The sequence below is a fragment of the Bradyrhizobium sp. 76 genome, from assembly GCF_023073025.1.
Lineage (GTDB): Bacteria > Pseudomonadota > Alphaproteobacteria > Rhizobiales > Xanthobacteraceae > Bradyrhizobium.
The window spans coordinates 537,435-555,456 of record NZ_JADPIS010000109.1; the positions used below are offsets into that span (position 1 = coordinate 537,435).

At 59.5% G+C, this 18,022-nt stretch carries 14 protein-coding genes, 1 pseudogene and 1 riboswitch; of the genes and pseudogenes, 11 read left to right on the forward strand and 4 right to left on the reverse strand.

Annotated features, from left to right (window positions below):
* Positions 1–444: 444 nt before the first annotated feature.
* Complete coding sequence (locus tag IVB48_RS32210) at positions 445–2,151, reverse strand: outer membrane beta-barrel protein (protein ID WP_247347479.1); 1,707 nt, start codon at positions 2,149–2,151, stop codon at positions 445–447.
* 1,309 nt (positions 2,152–3,460) lie between these two features.
* On the opposite strand from IVB48_RS32210, the gene IVB48_RS32215 reads away from it, so the two are divergent.
* Complete coding sequence (locus IVB48_RS32215) at positions 3,461–3,643, forward strand: hypothetical protein (protein ID WP_247406402.1); 183 nt, start codon at positions 3,461–3,463, stop codon at positions 3,641–3,643.
* Positions 3,644–3,936: 293 nt separating this feature from the next.
* Here IVB48_RS32215 and IVB48_RS32220 read toward each other — a convergent pair whose 3' ends face one another.
* Entirely contained in the window at positions 3,937–4,626 is a 690-nt protein-coding gene (locus IVB48_RS32220) for an IclR family transcriptional regulator (RefSeq protein ID WP_249804631.1), read from the reverse strand.
* A gap of 164 nt (positions 4,627–4,790) precedes the next feature.
* On the opposite strand from IVB48_RS32220, the gene IVB48_RS32225 reads away from it, so the two are divergent.
* The 6 genes and pseudogenes from IVB48_RS32225 to IVB48_RS32250 all read left to right on the forward strand — a co-directional run.
* Positions 4,791–5,579 carry an ABC transporter ATP-binding protein gene (locus IVB48_RS32225; RefSeq protein WP_247299133.1) on the forward strand — a complete coding sequence of 263 codons (789 nt, stop codon included), beginning with the start codon at positions 4,791–4,793 and terminating at the stop codon, positions 5,577–5,579.
* Positions 5,563–6,336, forward strand: coding sequence for an ABC transporter permease (locus IVB48_RS32230; protein WP_247283999.1), 774 nt, complete (start codon positions 5,563–5,565; stop codon positions 6,334–6,336). The genes IVB48_RS32225 and IVB48_RS32230 overlap by 17 nt, the downstream gene beginning before the upstream one ends.
* Positions 6,337–6,369: 33 nt before the next feature.
* A complete protein-coding gene (locus tag IVB48_RS32235; RefSeq protein WP_247406405.1) occupies positions 6,370–7,392 on the forward strand; it encodes an ABC transporter substrate-binding protein in 1,023 nt (340 codons plus the stop codon).
* Positions 7,393–7,446: 54 nt separating this feature from the next.
* Positions 7,447–8,712, forward strand: coding sequence for a CoA transferase (locus IVB48_RS32240; RefSeq protein WP_018454575.1), 1,266 nt, complete (start codon positions 7,447–7,449; stop codon positions 8,710–8,712).
* A gap of 55 nt (positions 8,713–8,767) precedes the next feature.
* Complete coding sequence (locus tag IVB48_RS32245; protein WP_018454574.1) at positions 8,768–9,595, forward strand: citryl-CoA lyase; 828 nt, start codon at positions 8,768–8,770, stop codon at positions 9,593–9,595.
* Positions 9,592–10,472: pseudogene (locus IVB48_RS32250) on the forward strand (SMP-30/gluconolactonase/LRE family protein); the annotation flags it as partial. The gene IVB48_RS32245 and the pseudogene IVB48_RS32250, both read left to right, overlap by 4 nt.
* A gap of 577 nt (positions 10,473–11,049) precedes the next feature.
* On the opposite strand, the gene IVB48_RS32255 reads toward IVB48_RS32250, so the two are convergent.
* Positions 11,050–11,565: a GNAT family N-acetyltransferase gene (locus tag IVB48_RS32255; protein ID WP_247347488.1), complete on the reverse strand. Its 516-nt coding sequence runs from the start codon at positions 11,563–11,565 to the stop codon at positions 11,050–11,052.
* A gap of 600 nt (positions 11,566–12,165) precedes the next feature.
* Between IVB48_RS32255 and IVB48_RS32260 the strand changes: the two genes are divergently transcribed.
* Positions 12,166–13,380 carry an EAL domain-containing response regulator gene (locus IVB48_RS32260; protein WP_247406410.1) on the forward strand — a complete coding sequence of 405 codons (1,215 nt, stop codon included), beginning with the start codon at positions 12,166–12,168 and terminating at the stop codon, positions 13,378–13,380.
* Positions 13,381–14,000: 620 nt separating this feature from the next.
* Entirely contained in the window at positions 14,001–14,204 is a 204-nt protein-coding gene (locus tag IVB48_RS32265) for a 4Fe-4S binding protein (protein WP_083926370.1), read from the forward strand.
* A 21-nt stretch (positions 14,205–14,225) separates the two neighbouring features.
* Here the strand turns inward: IVB48_RS32265 and IVB48_RS32270 are convergent, their stop codons facing one another.
* Positions 14,226–14,492, reverse strand: a complete 267-nt coding sequence (locus IVB48_RS32270) for a hypothetical protein (RefSeq protein WP_247347493.1) — start codon at positions 14,490–14,492, stop codon at positions 14,226–14,228.
* A 357-nt stretch (positions 14,493–14,849) separates the two neighbouring features.
* On the opposite strand from IVB48_RS32270, the gene IVB48_RS41220 reads away from it, so the two are divergent.
* Together IVB48_RS41220 and metE are read left to right on the forward strand one after the other, a co-directional pair.
* Positions 14,850–14,975, forward strand: a complete 126-nt coding sequence (locus IVB48_RS41220) for a hypothetical protein (RefSeq protein WP_256374377.1) — start codon at positions 14,850–14,852, stop codon at positions 14,973–14,975.
* Between the two features lie 333 nt (positions 14,976–15,308).
* A riboswitch (cobalamin riboswitch) is annotated at positions 15,309–15,508 on the forward strand.
* Between the two features lie 99 nt (positions 15,509–15,607).
* A complete protein-coding gene (metE, locus tag IVB48_RS32275) occupies positions 15,608–17,923 on the forward strand; it encodes a 5-methyltetrahydropteroyltriglutamate--homocysteine S-methyltransferase (RefSeq protein WP_247406413.1) in 2,316 nt (771 codons plus the stop codon).
* Positions 17,924–18,022 lie beyond the last annotated feature (99 nt).

Below are 18,022 nucleotides of genomic sequence, written 5' to 3' on the forward strand. Positions count from 1 at the left end.
CCAGTTCGATATGCCGGGCCGATGACGGACCGGAGTTTCTGCACCGTAGGCCTAGGTGGGTCACCGCCGAAGTTCACGGCGGCGGCCCCTTCTTTACTAGTGAATGAGTGCGTGCGTCTTACGAACCGCCCGTCGATCAGAATTGAACCTTGTTTTCACCCGTCACACTTCGCGAATCGTCCTACAAAGGCAAATGCGGAGCTTGTTGAAGTTACCGATTTCAGCCTGGCGCCGCTTCCACGTTTCCATCAGCTGCTCGACAGTATCTCACTATTATTTGGCGGCGGAATCCAACGTAAATCCGGGCGGGCCACGCCGGTAATGACTTCCAGCTTCGAAAACGCCTAGGACGGTTCAAGGTACTTCTGCCAGGGAAACGCGTACGGCTTCAGGATGCTCGTCCAGCAGGGCTGGTGTCTGGAGCTTGACTAAGGTGGGGCCTTTTCAATTGACCTTGTAAGAGGCCTGAAAGAACGTACCCCAGCGCTCCATGCTGAACTTTGAAAACTGAGTCGCAGTGGTTCCCCGATAACAGCCTGTGCACGTCGTTTCGCTGTCCTTTTCGCTCCACATTGCCCAATAGCGCCCGCCGACGCCGATGCTGAGATTATCGGTAATGAAGTAGGACAACACGCCTTCAACCTGTACACCCCCGCCTCCGTTGCCGCGTTGATCAACGAAGGTCGTCCCCGGGCGCAAGAGATGGTGGTCGCGACCAGCGAAATCGGTCCAAGGCAGGTAAGCGACATCCGTGCTTAAACGCCAACGCTCGGTAAGCATGGTTTCGGCGCTCAGGCCGACGCGAGGTGCATTCCACTGCGTATCCTGGCTGCCAATGATTTGATCAGCCGACGCCGGGCATAGTGTCATGGGGTTGGCAATCTGCATGCATCCCATCGTGTCGGAGTTCTGGGCGTAATAGGCCCAGCCGATAAATCCGCCTAGCTTGTAGTTGGCGCCGCGCAAAAAATCGTAACCCGCGTCGACCGTATAATAGGTGAACCTTCCGTTTGCCTGGCCCGATATCGTGTTGCTATAAGAGACCCTGCTCGGGAGGCTCCAATCTTCATCGTTCATCTTTCCTTTATCGAAGCGCCCGATGCCGACGTTGCTCTTCAGGAACACTCCCCACGGGCTGTCAAGACGGCCAAATAATTCCCCGGAAAGTCCGTCGAGGCCATGGTAGGTGAGCCTTGATACAAGAATGTTAGGATCTCCAGTAGCGATCCCATGGGGAACAGCGCTGGCGTCCCATTGGAATCGTCCCCGGCTGAGCCAGAGCCGCGATCCGCCTTCGAACGACCAACCGGCCGTGTAAGCAATCGGCGGCGCGCCGGCAGGTGCTTTCGCATACAGCGGCGCATCGGCCCATTGCGCCGCCCATGGGGCGGCGCCAAAATGGTAGTTCAACCCGATCTTTCCGATGTGATAGCTGCTGGACAGGCTCGTTGTGTTCGCCGGAAGAATTGCGAACGGCGGAAGCTGCACCGTCGGAGGCGTTGCGACGCTTGGCCCACCGAAATGCAGATAGTCATACTCTACGTTGACCGACCATGCAGGCGTAAGCGCTTGTTCGACGCCCAGCCCGATGACGCCACCGACCTGACCATAGTCGAAATGAGTTTTCTTCTGTAGCCCGAGGTCATTGAATTCGTAGTTATTGAGGACGTTGCCCTGATTGTATTGCCAAGCCACGCCTCCCTTGAGATAGGCCAGCGTATGGCCGAGAGCGTCCAACACGTAACCGACGCGACCGGTCCCGGTGGTAAAGAGGTTTGGACCAGCCGTGCAGTTTGCGCTCACAACAAAGCCGGAGGCGGCCAGACAAGTATTTGTGCCATCGGAGACAGCGCCGCTGGCATCTAGTTCGACGCCAAAGACCCAGCCGTTCTTCTGCCAATTGTAGCCGATCTGGCCTCCTGCGAGGAACACTGGGGTATCGACGACGCCGCCATAGATTGACGGACCGTAGGGATTACCGAAGGAGGTTCGGCCGTACCCACCGCCGACGTGCCCGCCAATATAGCCTCCGGACCAGCTCCACACTGCTGGTGGCAGTTTCACTTCTGGCTCAAGGTCCGCCGCATTGGCTGCACCGGTTGCGATGAGCGCAATTGTTGTGGCTCCCGAAAGAAAAACTCCAGATCGCACCAATACTTCCTTCCCTGCATTTTCTCGGTCGACAACCGAGCGCCCTTAAGTTATCGCCGCAGCAAAACGTCGGGGCGGACCAGACGCTAACGGCGATGCGCCGAGCCCGTCCCGAAGACCATCGCACTGCGTGGTGATGATGATGACTGAGTAAAGCAAACCTCGTGCCGAAGAGAGTTCGAAGCTCTGCAGGCACTCCGTGAGGTGTGTAGCGTCAAGTTGCTGACATTTGTCTCAAGACTGACAGTCTGCGCTGCTATCGTCCGACAGGGCGTCGCGCTTCGAACAGTTGTCCCATCGCCCCTCAATACGCCGGTGTAGGGCATGCAACTCCGCATCGTTCAGCGCGGTGATCGAGGAAGCGCCGCTTGGTGTCGTCGGTCCCCGGGGCGATCGCCGCTGCAACCGCGGCCGGCAAGAGAGCTAAAGAACGGCGGCATCAGTTGCGTGATGCTCTCCGCCGACACCATCCAACCGCGCGCCGACTGGTGCTGATCGCCAGCGACGATCTCATTGCCGCCCCCTCAATCGCAATGGCCTCAAGACCGGCAACGGCAATCGCGTACCCCGAGCGCGTCACATCAATGCGCTCGAACTACCATATCCCGGTGTTTAAGCCTGCCGATGGCGGAGTAGTGTGGTCGCCGCCGGGCCGTGTCCCCGTTGGTCTGCTTCACCGGGATCGAGATTGGACCCGTGGCGCCAGCAACGCGCCTGTCGCGATCCGCCCAGTTCCTCGACCTGGTCGAACACCATCTTGATCCTGGACGCGCCGATCCGGGTCTTTCTCATAACGGTCGCCGGGCTTCATGAAGCCGACGGGCGCTGCCATAACCAACTCGTCCCGGAGCGCCTTCTCACAGCGTGCCGAGAGCGAGCGCTGGCGCAACAGATCCGGTTCGTACTCGTTGAGGCTGCCCCTTACCCCGAGCAGCAGGCGGTCGTTGCCATGCCTCAGCGCTTAGATGGTCTCCTGATCGACCAGAACCGGTATCGGCCACGCGGCACATCTCGATGAGTTGCTGCCAATCCCGACTGTTGCGAGCGAAGCGCGAGACGTCGCGGGCGCAAACCGCACCAACCCTACCAAGGCAAACCTCCGCTACCATTCGCTCGAAGCCGGCGTGTGTAAGCAGCCGGCGGCTGAACGACCGAGATCATCATCGATCACTTCGATCTCTGAATAAGCTGGGTGATGACGGACTGAGATAGGCGGCGTATCAGGCGGATGTCGAGCCTGCCAGAAGCTCTCAAGGAGCGCCGAAAGGTCGAGAGGCCATGGTGCGGTGTGTGGAAACGGCACTGAGCAATGCACGCCGCCGCGCGCCAGTTCAACACCACGCCGAAGATGGTGGCCAAATGGGTCGAACGGCCGCACAATCTGCGCAACGTTCTGGCCGCGCTTGCATCGATGTCAGCGCGCCGCAGCTTGGCCCTCAGCAGATGCCGGCTCCAGAACACCAGCACATATATCCAGCAGCGTAGCCTTTGAAGAAGCCTCCCTCCTGATGCCCGTGTACAGGTGGGTGGCGTCGAGCTCGAGGATGATCTGCGGCGGGATCACTTGGACGGCTCCAGGAACGGCTTCAGGGGCGTCACCACTGCACGACGCTCTGTCGTTGTCAGGGCATTCCTTCCACCACCAAATTCTTGTTGCAAAAGAACGCCTCGCCGATTCGCGCCCCGATGCTCCTCAACAATGTGAAAAATGCACGCTGCGCTTAGGAGAGGCCCTGGCGGCACCCGCTGAGCTGTGCGTCATGAACGGAACGCTGCCATTGTAGTTCAGCGCTCGCTTGCGGGCAGCAGACCGATCAGCGCTTTAGCCTCCGACTTCAGAACTAGAATCGCAGCCTTCCGAGCATCTGCATCAAACCGACTCCGAATGGCGGAGACCGAGAGAGCGCCGCGCAATTGGCCATGAACGTCGATCACAGGCACAGCTGCGGCCGCGACCTCACGATCCCGCTCGCCGATCGAGACGTAGAAGCCACGATCTCTGACCTTCTTTCCATCAGTTGATGCAGAATCGCGGTAGGCGGTAAGAACACGGCCGGCAGCGCCGCGGTCAATCGGCAGTCGGTGACCCTCTTCGAGGTGATGCCGGACCGAACGCGGAGAATTGACGCGATAAAGGCAGATGCGCTCGTCGCCCTCCGCGATGTAGAAGGATGCGGTCTCTCCGGTAGCCTCGACCAGACGATGGAGCGAGGGTCTGATCAGGTCACCAAGGTCGAGCCCGCGCTGATAGAGCGCCCCAAGGCGCCATAGCTCCGGTCCGGGTCGAAATAGCCGGTTCGTACCCCGCACCAGGAAGCCATCCGCCTCCAGAGATGCGGCAAGGCGAAGGACTGTGCTCTTGTAGAGGTCAGTCGCATTCGCAATCTCCGTCAGCGTCATCGCGGCGCGCTCCGGGTCGAATGCCTTAAGGATTGCCAGTGCCCGCCCGACCGCATCAACCCCTGTTCTTACCATCGCTACCTCTGGTTCTGCTCTGCAGAACCAATAGTCAAAATGACGCCAGGAGTCCACCCAAGTTAGCGCGAGCACAATCCTGCACGCCAGAATACGATTGACTCCTCGTGAGAACGCGAGCTACTCGGTTCCAGGTTTCAGAACAAGTTCTATGGAGCGAAACAATGGGGCGGCCGGGACTTGCCGTGGACTTGCACGACGTCATGATTCGCTTCGGCGACTTCACGGCAGTCAAAAGCATGAACCTCCAGGTGGCCGAGACGGAATTCGTTGCAGTGGTGGGGCCGACCGGCTGCGGAAAATCGACCATTCTCAACACTGTCACCGGACTGCTGAAGCCCGCCGCCGGCGACGTTCGCATTTTCGGCAAGTCTCTTACGGGCCTGAACGGTCAGTCCGGCTACATGCTTCAACAGGAAGGGCTGCTGCCCTGGAAGACCGCCCAGGACAATGTCGGCCTCGGGCTCGTCTTTCAGGGCAGGTCGGTCGCGAAAGCGCGCGAGCAGGCACGGCCCTGGCTCGCCAAGGTCGGATTGAAGGGATTCGAGGAGCGCTATCTGCATCAATTGTCCGGCGGCCAACGCAAGCGCGTTGCGATGGCACAAACCCTCATCATGGAGCCCAAAATCGTTCTCATGGATGAGCCGTTCTCCGCGCTGGACGTTCACACACGCCGACTCATGCACCGCATCCTGCTCGACCTCTGGCAGGCGGACCGGCGCTCGCTCATCTTCATCACCCATGATCTCGATGAGGCGATCACGCTGGCGGACCGCGTCGTTGTGATGTCTGCCGGTCCCGCCAGCCGCATGGTTGCCGACGTCAGGATCACGCTCCCTCGTCCGCGCGATGTTTCTGCGCTGCAGACCACCGACGAATTCGTCGCGCTCTATCGTGAAATTTGGTCGCTGCTCGGCGCCGAAGTGGAGAAAAGCTATGTCACGCAGGGGTAGGGTCGCTCTCACGCAGTTCGCCATCCTGCTTGGCATGATCCTGATCTGGGAATTGGGCGTCTGGGCCGGACTGATCGATCCCTTCTTCTTTCCGGCACCGTCGACACTTGTCGTAAGGATCGGGGAGTGGATGTCGACGGCGGACTTTTGGGGCGATATTGGCATAACATTGCTGGAGACGGTCCTGTCGTTCCTGGCTGGCATCGGGATCGGCACAGCGCTTGGGATCTGGCTGGGCTTAAGCCCATTTGCTGCCGAAGTCGTTCAGCCCTTTATCAAGATGTTCAACGCCATCCCGCGGATCTTGCTTGGACCCATTTTCGTCATCTGGTTCGGATTGGGCCTCACCTCCAAGGTTGCGCTCGGCGTCACGCTGGTTCTATTCGTCGCATTCTTCAATACGTTCCAGGGCGTCCGCGAGGTCAATCCGGTCGTGCTGGCGAATGCCCGCCTGCTGCGTGCATCGAAGTCGTCCCTGCTACGGCACGTCTACCTGCCGTCCGCCACGACCTGGATTTTGTCGAGCCTGCGGGTGTCCGTCGGCATGGCTGTGATGGGAGCCGTGGTCGCGGAATATCTCGGCTCGTCCGCAGGATTGGGGCACTTAATTGCGCAGGCCGAAGGCGTCCTCGATGCGACCGGAGTGTTCGCAGGAATTATCGTTCTCTCCGCCTTCGTCGTTGTCCTCGATGCCATTGTCGACTGCGCGGAAAAGCGGCTCCTGGTCTGGCGGCCGGCGCCTGCGCACGAAAGCTGATCGTACGCTCTCCCCTCAATTATGGAGGTTCGCATGCACGTTTCCATAAGATTGATGCCGGTGGTGGCGCTGGCCGCATTCTCGGTCATTTTGGCGCATGCCACCGAGCCCGAGAAAACAAAATTGAAGATCGCGGTGGGGTCACAAATCCTCAACTATATGCCTGTCGAACTTGGAGTGAAGCTTGGCTCCTTTAAGGAAGAAGGCCTTGACGTTACCGTCGAGAACTTCCAGGCCGGTGGCTCAAAGGCTCTGCAGTCCCTGATCGGCGGCTCTGTCGACGGGACTATCGGCTTTTACGATCATACCATTCAGATGCAGGTGCTGGGTAAGCAAATTTCCTGCGTGTTCCTGCTGAATGACATTCCCGGCGTCCTGCTCGGTGTCCGCAGCGACCTCGCCGACAAGGTCAGATCCGGCGCCGACCTGAAGGGGCTCAGGCTCGGGATCACGGCGCCGGGGTCATCGACGGAGAGTATGGCGCGCTACTACATCAAGAAGTCAGGATTGGGTTCACGCGATGTCAACATCATTGCCGTCGGCAGCGGCGCACCGGGCATGGTGGCGCTTGAGGCCATGAACGTCGATGCCCTGGTCTATTTCGATCCCATCGCGACGCTTCTCGCGCGCAAAAAGAACGCGACAGCGCTGTTCGATGCGCGCACGATCGAAGGCTCAAAGCAGGCCTTCGGCGGGTCCTATCCGACCGCGTGTCTCTACCTTCAGCAGACTTTCATCGACAAAAATCCCGAAACGGTCCAGCGCCTGGTCAACGCCTTGCTCAAAACTCACCGCTGGATCAACGCAACGCCGACGGAGCAGCTCGTCGATACGATTCCTCCTGGTTACAAGACTGACAATCGCGAGGTGAATATCGAAATCATGAACGCATCGAAAGCGCTCTTCTCGCCAACCGGACAGATGGACATCGAGGCGGCCAAGGTCCCGCTGGCCGTCCTAAGCGACTTTGATCCAAAAATTGCTGCCGCAAAGATCGACTTGAACAAAACCTTCACCAATCGTTTTGCGGAACGCGCCGCACAACAACTGAAATAGCTGCCAGCCGGCCAAGCCCTCACCATCGGATCACCTAAAGGAAGGCGTCTTCAGATGTCTCTGCCGCTCACCGGCATCCGCGTCCTGGACCTGTCGAACGTGTTGGCCGGTCCGTTCTGCGGTTATCATCTCGCGCGTCTTGGCGCGGAGGTCATCAAAGTCGAAAATCCGAACGGCGGCGACCTCGCGCGGCGCCTCGGCGCCGATCCGCAAAGGGCAGAGCGCTTGCAGGGCCTCTCTTTTGTCGCGGTGAACGCCGGCAAGCAATCCGTGGCGCTGGACTTGAAGTCGGAATCGGGCCGCGAGGTATTCTTGCGACTCGTCAAGGAAGCCGATGTGGTGCTCGAAAGCTTCCGGCCGAAGGTGATGGAACGGCTTAGCCTAGGCTTTAATGTGCTCAGCAGGCACAACCCGCGTCTCGTCTACTGCGCGATCTCCGGCTTTGGGCAGAGCGGGCCATGGTCCGCCCGTCCGGCCTATGACCAGATCGTTCAGGGTCTGTCTGGTGCCATGAGCGTCACTGGCGATACGGCCTCGGCTCCCCTGCGCACCGGCTTTCCAATCTCGGACACGATTGCGGGACTCACTGCTGCCTTTGCCATCGCCGCGGCTCTGGTCGAACAGCGGCATAGCGGCCGCGGTCGGTTCATTGACGTGTCCCTGCTCGAAGCCACCGTTGCAGCGATGGGATGGGTCGTCTCCAACCACCTGAACGCTGGTGTGGAACCGCAGCCCATCGGCAACGAGAACTTCACCGCGGCTCCCTCCGGCACGTTCCGCACCGCAACAGGCCCGCTGAACATTTCCGCCAACGAGCAGAAGCAGTACCAAGCCCTATGCGACCTGATTGGCCGACCGAACCTGAAGACGGATCCACGCTTTGCTGAGCGCGAGATGCGCAAGGTCCATCGCGCAGCGCTGAACACGGAGTTGAACCAGGCGTTGAGTTGCAAGCCCGCTGAAGAATGGGAGGCCCAAATGAATCTGGCTGGAGTCCCCGCAGGCTGCGTGCTGACGGTCTCCCAAATCTTGCAGCAGCCACAGCTCCTCGAGCGCGGATTCGTCGAGACTTTGGCCCCAGAACAAGATGGTGCGCAGCCGTTACGAATCATGCGGCCGGGCTTCCGGCTGGATGAGGAGTTTTCGGTGCCTTCACCACCTGCGACGCTCGGAGCAGACACCGAGCGATGGCTGCAGCGGCTCGGCTATTCGTATGCGGAGGTCGAGCAGCTGGTCTCAACCCGGGCCGTCGGGACGCCAAAGCAACGGGCGGCTGATTTCCTGCCCGTCCGCGTAGCCGCGGACGGACCAATATCATGATATTCGACGGCTTGCGGCGATCGGCAATGGCAGGGTTGAAGGGGCGGAACCGCAAATGAGCGAAGAAGAATTGCGGCAGCAAGCGGCCCGTTGGTGGCGAACCTCCATCTGCGACATCGCGCCCGGTCGCATCGCCTATCGGGGTTATCCAATCGAAGATTTGATCGGCCGGATTTCCTTTCCCGCCATGATCTGGCTGATGTTGCGCGGCGATCTGCCGACGCCAGCGCAGGAGCGGCTGCTGCAAGCTGCGCTGGTCGCGTCCGTTGACCACGGTCCGCACGCGCCCTCCATCGCAATTGCGCAGATGGCGGTGAGCTGTGGGCTGCCCCTGAATGGTGCGATGGCGTCCGCCATCAATACACTCGATGAGGTGCACGGCGGAGCAGGGGAGCAGGCGGTCGAACTCTACGAAGATGTGCTGCGGAGGCGCGATGGCCTAGAGATCGGCGAGGCCGCGGCCGCCGCAATTGACCATTTCACTGCAAGGTGCGGCAAATATCTGCCCGGCTTCGGCCACCGGTTTCATTCGGTCGACCCCCGCGCCGCACCGCTATTGGCGCTGGTGGATGACGCAAGTGCTGAGGGCAGTGTCAGCGGCGACTATGCCAAGGCCGCCCGCGCGATCGAGCGGGTGATGCAGCAGCGCAAGGGCAAACTCATCCCAATGAACATTGATGGCGCGACCGCGGTCATTTACGGCGAGCTCGGATTCGCGCCACCGCTGGCGCGCGGCGTCTTCTGCCTGTCGCGAGCGGTCGGAATCCTGGCCCACGCCTGGGAACAGACCAGGCGCAAGGATCGTAACAAGGGACCGATGCCCAAGCAGTTTGGCTACAAATATGAGGGACAGCCGCGCCGCACGCTGGGAGGCCCGTCATGATGTATCTCGACAAGCCGCCTCAGCTGGCTGAGACCCGCGTGTTCTCGTCGATGCCGCGGAATTTCGTCGCCGTGGTGTTTCCTCGAAATGGGCCGGATGCCAACCGCGGAGGCCATCGGTGGATTGTTTCATCGAGGGGCCGTCGTTCGACAAGTCCGGGGATCTCTACGTCGTCGATATCCCCTTCGGCCGCATTTTCCGGATTTCGCGCGACGGGATCTGGTCTCTGATAATCGAATATGACGGCTGGCCGATTGGTCTGAAGATCGCACCTGATGGCCGGGGGCTGGTGGCCGACTACATGAACGGCCTCATGGAGCTCGATCCGCAGCGGGATACTATCAGCCCGCTTCTGGGGCAACCGCAATTGCGAGTCCTTCAGAGGCTGCAACGACCTGCATACCGCGACTAACGGCGACATCTATTTCACCGATCAGGGGCGAACTGGAGTGCACGATCCGACCGGCTGGGTGTCCGACTGTGTCCTGCCGGCCGGCTCGATTGCCTGATTTCGAACTGGCCAAGCCCGAGCGGGCTGGTGCTCAGCGCCGACGAGGCCGTGTTGTTCGTTGCAATGACGCGCGACAACAGCAGCTGGCGCGTGCCGCTGATGCGTGACGGCGGGACTGCGAAGGTGGGACGGTTCAGCTTGTCCTTCGGGACCAGCGGTCCTGACGGGCTGACGATGGATCAAAACGGGCGGCTCTTTGTCGCGCTCGCCTCCCTCGGCCACGTCTTCGTCATGGCGCCGAACGGCGAAACGATCGCCCGCATCAAGTCCTGCGCTGGGGCGACCTGCACGAACCTCGTATTGGAGGCGGCAAACGGCACATTGCTCATTACGGAATCCTCTACCGAATCAGTGTTGATGGCTGATTTCGTCACCTTCCTTGAACGTTCGCCAGCAGGAGCGACAGCGTGGTACCGAATCCCTTTACGCGACGGTCCACCGAATCAAGTTGCAGGAAGAAGCCCCATAGATGATTGGCTTGCCAGTTGCCGAGGCATTGGACTTGGCGACGAATGGATCGCATTTGTGTGCGGTGATCCCAAACTGGCGGCATTGTGTGGGAAGCACGAAAGAACGACTCGGCTATCGTTTGTAAGGCTGGGTCGGGCTTCGCCCGCAACGGGCCGCCGCCGACCTGGCTCCGCGCCTTCTAGCCGGGCAGGTTTCCGCTCGCGGTCCACGAGCCTTGAGAAGACCATCGTATCGCTCCGCACCATGAAGAACGATTTGATGGTTGATACCCGCCAAAAAAGTCGAAGAGGTAACCCGCTCGCAGTGGGAGTAAGCACCGCATCAGCGCCGAGGTTCTCGATTGTCCTCGGCCGCGACGCACGCGTTGGAGCGTTCGTTTTGAGAGCAACAAGCAGCAGGATTTTCTGCCTTGAAAGTCTTTAGTGACAGGACCAGGAGCGCTTTTAAGTGTGGAGCAGAGGTCGCAGTACTGTCATAGCCTCTTGCGCGCGCGCAATCCTCCAACCCGATATCCCCTCTCCTCGTAGAAACGGCGTACCCGTTCTAAGGCCGGATAGCCATCAGGGGGCAACGCAACCTCAATCATCTGCCAGCCTCGGCGCTTCGCCTCCGAACGTACCGCCTCGAGCAGATGCCCACCGCGGTCAGAGCTTCGGAAGTCCCGAGAAATCCATAGCTCCTGAAGCACGCCGTACGCTCCAGCTGCTCTCACGGCCAGTACGGCGGAGATGGCAGCGATCCCTACAATCTGCCCGGTGGCTTGTTCCTCGATGACAAAAATGAAGCCCTCTTCGGGATCCTGAATCAGGCGCAAAGCAGTCTGCTTTGCGCCTTCAAGGCTGAACTCTGGTCCGAGACCACCTAATTCAGAAAGTAGCTTTCCGACGGCTTCTACGATCGCGTTCTCATCTCCTGGCACGCCTTTGCGCAAAGCCGTGCCCCCGTGGGGCAAGCCTTGCGCTTCAGCGCCAACACGAACACCCGTCACGTTAGTCCCTCCAGTCCCTCTTGAGGATATCCATGTTCAGAAGGATACAGAGAACGCAACTGAGAGAAACTATCAAGCTCGATAGGGAATAGGACGTCCGCACTCGCTATAACCAACAGAGGTGAGGTAAGTGCAAGCTGTTGCCGTTCTCAGAATCGACCGCGGCTTGACCCGCTGCGAACTCAGTTGGATCTCCTTCGACTAGATAGGGAATCCACGAGACGGCACATTCGCGCGTGGGCAGGCCGGCCATGCCGATCAAACATTTCGTAGGAGTGATTGCTGATCATCACTCACGAGAGTCGATTCAGTACATCTTGCAGCATGATCATCGCCGTGGCATAGGGCGCATCAGCTCGGCGCGTCCGAAGGTGAGATTCCCCACACTCGTGTGCGTCACTCGTACAAAGTTGCGCGAGCCGGGACAGGTATCATACGCGTGCGCCCGACAAAATCGTCTGAACAACATCGCGAAAAGATTTTGCACGCTAATGCACTATCTTAAGCTTACCTCGAAGAATCGAAAGATAATGGCAAGCACTGCTTGTTTGGACCTTCGCTCCTCGTTTAAGGGACCTTCACGGAAGGGGAGTGGTTGCGATGGAGCATGGGCAGGCCGAACTGGTCGGAGGGAAACCTGTAATCTTCGGCCAGCGTAAGGTGCGGCCGCGAGCGTGCGTGGCCGTGGGCAAGCGGCATCTGCGCGCCTTTCTACGCGATGTGCTAGAGGATATGGGGTTTGTGATCAGCGAATGCGGGACTGCTGACGAGCTGCCGCGCGTACTCTGTACGGACTTCCCTGATCTGATCCTGCTCGGCATTGGCTCGGATCGCATCGAGCCTGGACGATTGCTCGAGATACTCGTACGCGAAGAATTTGCAGGCAGAGTGCTGGCGTTCGGCGCCCGCGAGTCGATCGTCATGACGGCAGTGCAGCAGGTCGGGGGCGAATATGGACTTGATATGCTGCCGCCGCTGAGGACGCCGTTTGCAGCCGAGACGCTGCGCGATCGGGTCGCCATGCTCTTGCCCAGAGAGCCGGCGCCCCGTCCCGCAGTCCATGTCGGAGAAGCCTTACACGCTGGCTGGCTTGAGCTCTGGTATGAGCCGAACTTTGACCCGTGTACCCTCAGCCGCCGCGGCGCCGAGGCGCTTGTGCGAATGCGGCATCCGACCTGGGGCGTTGTTCCACCAGCGTATTTCATCCCGGAGGCTCACGATCCGCATTTTAGGGACTTGTCGCAGTTCGTGATCGACCGCGCGATCAAGGATTGGAAGTATCTTCTGGAGCAGCAAACTTCGACCGATCTCTCCATCAATCTCCCGGCAGCATTCCTGATTGACCCGCAGGCGGTACGCGATCTCTGTCAGCGCATGCCGTCGCACCCCGCTTTCGGCGGCTTGACGATCGAAATCGAGAGCGAGGAAGCGATCCAGAACCTAGATCTCCTGATCGAGGTCGCGCGTGAGGTTCGCTTTCACAACATTGGCCTTGCAATCGACAATATCGGCGCCAATTGGCCGCAGCTGATGGGGCTCGAAAAATTCCCGTTCATGAAATTAAAAGTGGACCGGCAGTACGTCGCCGGTTGCGGAAATGGGCCCCTGAAGCGAACGGTGTGCCGCCATATCGTCGATCTAGCCAAAGAGTACAGTGTGCGCACCGTCGCCGCAGGCGTGGAGAGCCACGCCGACCTGATCGCTGTGACCGAACTCGGCTTCAACCTTGCGCAGGGCCATCTGTTCGGAAAGGCCATGCCGCTGAAGCAATTTGCACAGTCATCTTTCAGCCCTGTTCCACTTCGTCCAAAATAGTTGCATGAGGAGTGACTGAGCACAGCCAGGCAAAGCGTACCAGCGCTGGCCCGCGCGGCCATGCCTACTCGGCACCAGGCATGCGGCTGACAGCAATTAAATCGGCCACTTTGCAAACCCAGAATCGCTTCTCCCGGCCGAACTTCATTTCCCTCCGAAGCGATGCCGAAGGTTATTGTAGCACAAAGCCCTTTTGGCAAGCCTCCAGCGAGTCAATCCGCGGAGTTAACGTTGCAGGCGTGAGCGCGGCTTGGACAAAATCTCCGGTCAGGGCGTGTGACCGGAGGTTTGCCGACATCCGGCGTAGACGTGCGTCGGCTCGCGGCTTCTACTCGCGCCGCCGGTTTCGGGAATCGTCGATCGTCGCTTGGCCCCGCGCTGCCATGCCAGACAAACCGACGGAAGCTCGCAGCAGTCGAGTCGCGACTGGCTATCGGAGTAGGGGCCCGAGGGCTCGCACGGCTTGATATTGAAGCGGCCCATGCTGTCGCAGATGCAACATGGTCTCAGACCCCGCACAGCACCATTGGGCAAGTTGCCCATCATTGAGCGCGCCTGTCCTTGGCACGGCATTTGAAAGGGATCGCCAATGGCATCGCTCGCCTAAGGAGTCGGAAGGCATGGCTTACAAGATCGTCGCTTCGCAATGTACCGTTTGTGGGGCATGTGAGTTCGAGTGTCCCAACGCGGCGATCAGCCTCAAGCGCGACATTTACGTTATCGATGCAAAAAAGTGTACGGAGTGCGAGGGCCATTCCGACACGCCGCAATGCGCTGTGGTCTGTCCGGTGCCTGACACCTGTGTCCCGTCTAAGACAACATAAGCAGCCCGCGTCCAGAAGGCTTCACCGCTCGATTTCGCGCACGAAGGAGTAGATGTCGAGCTTGTGGAGGCCGCCTTCCGCGTGCGGCGCATCGAGGTCGATCAACATCGTTATGAGCTTAAGGCGCTGATCGACTCCGAGAAACCCTCGAAGGGCTCTGTCAGAGGAGACCGTCAAATTTGTCTCGAATAATGACAAGGCCGCCTCGATGCTCCAGGTCGTCGCGTTGAGGCTTATCGTCGTTGGCTGACGAGCCGAGGCGAGGTGGACGGGCGTCGAATATCCCAAGATCAGCTTGCAGGATATCTAAAGCTACGTCGCTTCGAAGCCGAAGAGACGGTCTCCACGCGCGACGAGATCGGTCCGGAGATCCTGAAGACGTACGAGAAGCTGGGCATCCGCTTGCCCACGGTCACGATGCACGAGTGCATGGAGCTAGGGTCGTAACAGGATCCCCGCCGCCCGCGCTCTCGCTGCTTACTCCAGTTTCGCAAGTTAGCGCGCATCCTGACGTCCGGAACTGTTCCTGCGATGCCGCGCAGGCCAACGTCCAGGCTGCACTACTCGCCAGCGGCGACGGAAACAACGAATGCGCGGCCAAAGTCGCTCAGCACGTAAGTGCTTGGCACACCGAAGGAGATCATCTTGACCAACGCCACGGAGCGATCGAGCTCACGGCTCGTCGCGGGGTCCGCCGAACACAGGCAGTCCGGGCAGTCCGGCCTGATCATCCGTTTGATCCTGGAGCAATCCGGCCTTGACAATTCCTAAGGAGCCTCATGGCGCTGTGATCAAGCGGATGCCGGCCGAGGATGATCGCAAACGTCCTCGCGGGCGAGTTCGAGAAGCTGCTGACGGAAAAGACCGGATTTGTCGCGATCACGCAGATGTCGAAGCGCCCACCGCGTTCGTTCTGCTCGCGTTGGCTCATCCGAGTACGCCAAGCGGGTGTTGACGGACGCATTCACAAGCGGAGGCTCCACAGATCTAGGCGTTTTTACCAGGCCGGGAGTAAGACCGTTGTGCCCTAGCTGGTACAGCTCGCAATCGCTTGGGCAATATCGCGGCGACACTTAGTAGGTTGACGGATCGATCCTCGTGCGCCTAATGCCCAGCCGTCGTGGTCTTCGGATTCGTTTGATCCGGAGCTAAGAGGGAAGCCGGTGCAATGCCGGCGCTGCCCCCGCAACTGTAAGCGGCGAGCCGCTGTCCAACGAAGTCACTGAAGCCATGCGGCTTCGGGAAGGCCGGACAGCAGCGACGACCCGCGAGCCAGGAGACCTGCCTCGACAATATATCGTCCACGGGCGGGGTGTCCCGGTGTGCGCCAAGCAGCTGTCGCTCACGCGATATTCGCTGCATGCGTCCGCCATGGCCTTTGCCCCAATCATGGGGTCTGAGCTATGTCTTTTCTTTCGCTTCCCGTTGCCACACTGGGGACGTCACGCATCGGCCCACGACGCGAACTCAAAGTCGCGCTCGAGAGCTACTGGGCGGGAAACTCCAGCGAAGCCGAGCTCCTCGAGGCGGGGAGTGGACTTCGTGCCGCTAATTGGGCACGGCAGAAATCCCGCGGTGCGACCGTCATTCCTTCGAATGACTTCTCGTTTTACGACCATGTGCTCGATACCAGCCTAATGGTTGGCGCCATTCCCGACGTCTACGGCTGGACCGAAGGTCCTGTGTCGCTCAAGACCTACTTCACCATGGCGCGTGGCGCTCAGGACGGTGGTCACGCTCAGCATGGGCCTGGCGTAGCCGCTCAGGAAATGACGAAGTGGTTCGATACCAACTACCACTACATGGTGCCGGAATTTCACCGGGATCAGATCTTTAAGTATTCCTCTCGAAAGCCGATCGAGGAATATGAGGAGGCAAAAAGCCTCGGCTACCAAACGCGCCCCGTCCTAGTTGGCCCAGTCACTTTCCTGAAGCTTGGCAAAAGCGCAAATCCCGCATTCAATCCGCTGTCGCTGCTCGATCGGCTCCTCCCAGTCTATGTCGATGTTCTCCGCGAACTATCCTCGCGCGGTGCTGAATGGGTTCAGCTGGACGAGCCATGCCTAGTGATGGACGTCGACGAAGCATCGCGGGCGGCTGTCCGCTGGGCCTATGCTCATTTCGCAAAGGTTGTGCCGGCCCTTAAAATAATGCTGGCCACATATTTCGGGGCTATCGGCGACAATCTTGAAACAACCTTGGCCTTGCCCGTTGCCGGGCTTCATGTGGATCTGGTTCGGGCACCTGACCAGTTGGACGCAATTGTCGCCACAACCCGTAGAGATCTCGTGGTCTCACTAGGCGTCGTTGATGGTCGGAACGTGTGGCGCTCCAATCTTCCGGCGCTGCTCGACCAACTTGCTCCTATGGTCCAAAAATTGGGCAGGCACCGTGTTCAGATTGCTCCTTCCTGCTCGCTGCTTCATGTTCCGATCGACATTGAGCTAGAGACCGATCTCGATCCCAATCTGAAGACATGGCTGGCGTTCTCAGTTCAGAAGATCAAGGAACTTTCGATATTGGGCAAAGCGCTGGCCGGCCATGCTGCCGAGGTGGCCGATGAACTTGCGCTTTCGGAGGAGGCAGCCGTCACCCGCGAAACATCGCCCGAGATCCACAATGCGAATGTCGCCGGACGAATCGCCGCGATCGACGATAGCATGCTTCGCCGTCGCAGCGCGTTCACCCAGCGTGCCGACGTCCAGCGCGTCTCGTTCGCATTGCCGATGTTTCCAACGACAACCATCGGATCCTTCCCGCAAACGGCCGATGTCCGGAATGCGCGCGCGGCTCATGCGCGGGGAACGTTGAATGACACGCAGTACGAGCAGCTTCTGAAAGCGGAGACAGCCCGTACCGTGAAGTGGCAGGAAGATATCGGCCTGGACGTGCTCGTACACGGTGAGTTCGAGCGCAATGACATGGTTCAATACTTTGCCGAGCAGCTGTTCGGCTTCGCTTTCACCAAGCATGGCTGGGTTCAGTCTTATGGCTCGCGGTACGTTCGTCCGCCTATCCTGTTCGGAGATGTCTCCCGGCCGAAGCCCATGACCGTTGAATGGTGGCGCTATGCGCAGTCTCTGACCAAAAAACCCGTCAAGGCTATGCTGACCGGACCGGTGACGATCCTGAACTGGTCGTTTGTCCGTGACGACATCTCGCGGCGCGAGACATGCCGACAGATCGCTCTCGCGATCCGAGATGAGGTCATCGACCTTGAGGCGGCTGGAGCGACCATGATCCAGATCGACGAGGCTGCGTTGCGGGAGGGATTGCCGCTACGCAAATCGCAGTGGAAGAACTATCTCGATTGGGCGGTGGACAGCTTCCGCCTTTGCTCCTCCCCGGTCGCCGACGGAACTCAGATCCATACTCACATGTGTTATTCCGAGTTCAACGAAATCATCGATGCGATCGCAGCAATGGATGCCGACGTCATTTCAATCGAGACGTCGCGTTCTAAGATGGAATTGCTCGAGGCCTTCAAGAGCTACAAATATCCAAATGAGATCGGGCCCGGCGTCTATGACATTCATTCACCGCGCATTCCCGCAGCGGCGGAAATCAAGCAGCTGATTGTGTTGGCGCGGCAGCGAGTTTCCGATCGGCAGCTCTGGATCAATCCCGACTGCGGACTGAAAACGCGAAGGTGGGAGGAGGTGCGTCCCGCGCTCGTCAATATGGTGGCCGCCGCACGCGAGTTGCGGGCCGAGCCATGATGGGCCGGAGCGTTTCGCCAACGCGTTTGTGAACAAGATGCACGCGCTTTGGGGGCTTACGATGTCCTTGGGAGCTTTCAAAGTTCCCAGCGCCGCGGA